The sequence below is a fragment of the Paenibacillus sp. yr247 genome, from assembly GCF_900103825.1.
Lineage (GTDB): Bacteria > Bacillota > Bacilli > Paenibacillales > NBRC-103111 > Paenibacillus_E.
In genome coordinates this window covers 1-2,265 of sequence record NZ_FNIF01000075.1, presented here as the reverse complement: position 1 = coordinate 2,265, position 2,265 = coordinate 1, and the positions used below count along the sequence as shown (strand labels likewise).

Here is a 2,265-nt window from a genome sequence, read left to right as displayed (position 1 = left end):
ACTCCATATGCAAAGTTTTCGCGATATTTTCGGGGTTTCCTTTGCATATGATTTCGACAAAAATAGCTCAAACCCTTGTTATTATGCGGTTTACAACCGCTTTTTCAGCATTCAGCAAGCCCTAAGTATGGTCATCCATTATGCCGAATAAGTCACAGTCTTCTCATTAACCGGTCTTCTTAAAAAAAAGCAAGGATCTTAACGATCCCTGCCTCCTTTTAACGATTTGTTATTCGTTTAAATACGGTGATTACATCTTAAGAACGACCCTAAATCTAGCTTCCCCTTCGATCATTCTATTATAGGCCTGATTAACTTCCTCGAGGGGATAAACTTCAGTCATCGGTAGTGTATTAAAAAGAGCGCTGAAGTTTAGAGTTTCTTCAGCATCTTTCGCATGCCCAGTGAGCCATCCTTGTATCGATAGTCGATCGAAAAGTAACGGTACACTATCGACCTCAATTGGATCGGGTGATGCTGCGACAATGAGTAATGTCCCATTTTTAGACAATCCATTGACAAGTGAAGAAATCGATTTGCTGTGTGGGGCAGTAGCTAAAATAACGCGCGCTCCGCCTAATTTTTTCAACGCAGTACCGGCATCAGTGGCTGCTGTATCGATGTAAACATGCGCACCAAGCTTAAGCGCCAATTCTCTCTTGTCGTCACCGCGCGAGAGAGCGACTGTCTTGTAACCAAATTTATTAGCGTACTGCAGAGCCATGTGCCCTAAGCCGCCAAGGCCTTGTATAGCGACTACTTCGCCTGGACGTGCCCCGCTGTTTCGCAAAGCATTAAATGTAGTAAGTCCTGCACATAGCAATGGCCCTGCATCAACCATCGACAATTCATCAGGGATCAGTGCTATTGCTTCTTGGGGCGCCACCATATACTGAGCATAGCCACCGTCGTATGAAACCCCACAAATCAAACGATACTCGCAGTTAATAAAGTCGCCTGATCGACAGGAATCACATTTGAAACACTGCCCGCCATGCCAGCCAACACCAACTCGTTGACCGACTCGCCACGAAGTGACGTCCTCACCAATTTTGTCAATGACACCAGCAACTTCATGTCCTGGGGTTCTTGGATATGGGATTCCAGGGATTATCCCATCCTTTACAACCTGGTCGCTGTGACAAATTCCACACGCCTCAACCCGAATCCTTACGTAGCCTCGTTGAGGCTCCGGTATTTCTTTTTCGATAACTTCAAAATGACCACCAGGTTTGTTAACTACTGCAGCTCTCATCGTTCCCATGGAGATTTATCCTCCTAAATTATTATTCATTAGCAAGACGATTTTGCCCTCTTTGATTTACGGATATACATTCTTCCTGAAATATTCACAGCCAACTAAATTGATTGGATAATATGTATGAAAATGTAATTTGATGCAAATACCTCAATCAATTCGATATACTCGGTGATTGAAGATAAGGGCTATCGACCTCGATTGTTATTTAAATGTATTTATAGATAATAATGGATAATTAGATTCGGGACGACTCCCTGTTCATCATGACTATTTTTTAAATTTCTGGTTTCTATGCCAGAATTCACTCCAACCTAGGTATGCGACTTATGTTTTCTAAGGTTTTCTTGAACATATCTTTATACACGAAGGAGCTGCACAGTTTCCAAGTCCAATATCGCCCTGAACGAACCAGTTTAGCGGCAATTTTCACTAGCTGTGTTCGCACTGTTTCCATACGACTCGGTTGTATATTCTTCGGTAGACAAACACGGCGAAAACAATTATTGAAGTTGTACGCCAACATAGCTATTTGCAGTTTGATCTCATTGGCTCCAAAATTCGTGCTACTCATTTTTTCGCACGCAAAACCGTTCTTTGCTTCCTTAATAAAGTTTTCCTTGTGACCACGGTTGCGATAGATGCGAATAATATCTTCGGGATCTAGCTCTAGGTTCGTAATGATGAAGGTAAAGTTGAACAATAGTTCGCCTGCTGGCTTTTCCATGTTGATCACAACACGGCGTTCACACTTCCAGCTTGTTGCCTGATACTTAGGGCTTGCTGAATGATTTATATCCGAAATTCAGAGCTAGGCGCCGACGTGACAGTATCGTGAAAATAAGGCAAAAAAGAACGCGGAGCCTACGCTCCAGGTTCATCACCAGAAGGTGCAGCGTAATAACCGATTCGCTTGTCTTTGCGAGGCGTGCTCGAATGCAGCCAAGCCCGTACTTGCGCTTGCCTTCTCCAAACTTGCCTTCAATCGCGTTTCGTTCTCCGGTGTC

General features: G+C 43.6%; 3 protein-coding genes. All 3 read right to left on the bottom strand.

The window, feature by feature from the left end:
• Positions 1-250: 250 nt before the first annotated feature.
• Positions 251-1,264 carry an alcohol dehydrogenase gene (locus BLT91_RS30450; protein WP_090828013.1) on the bottom strand — a complete coding sequence of 338 codons (1,014 nt, stop codon included), beginning with the start codon at positions 1,262-1,264 and terminating at the stop codon, positions 251-253.
• A gap of 298 nt (positions 1,265-1,562) precedes the next feature.
• Positions 1,563-2,054, bottom strand: a complete 492-nt coding sequence (locus BLT91_RS30445; RefSeq protein ID WP_302847584.1) for a transposase — start codon at positions 2,052-2,054, stop codon at positions 1,563-1,565.
• Positions 2,032-2,265 (bottom strand): transposase (locus BLT91_RS30440; protein ID WP_141225127.1); only part of this gene is annotated, 234 nt, incomplete at its 5' end. The genes BLT91_RS30445 and BLT91_RS30440, both read right to left, overlap by 23 nt.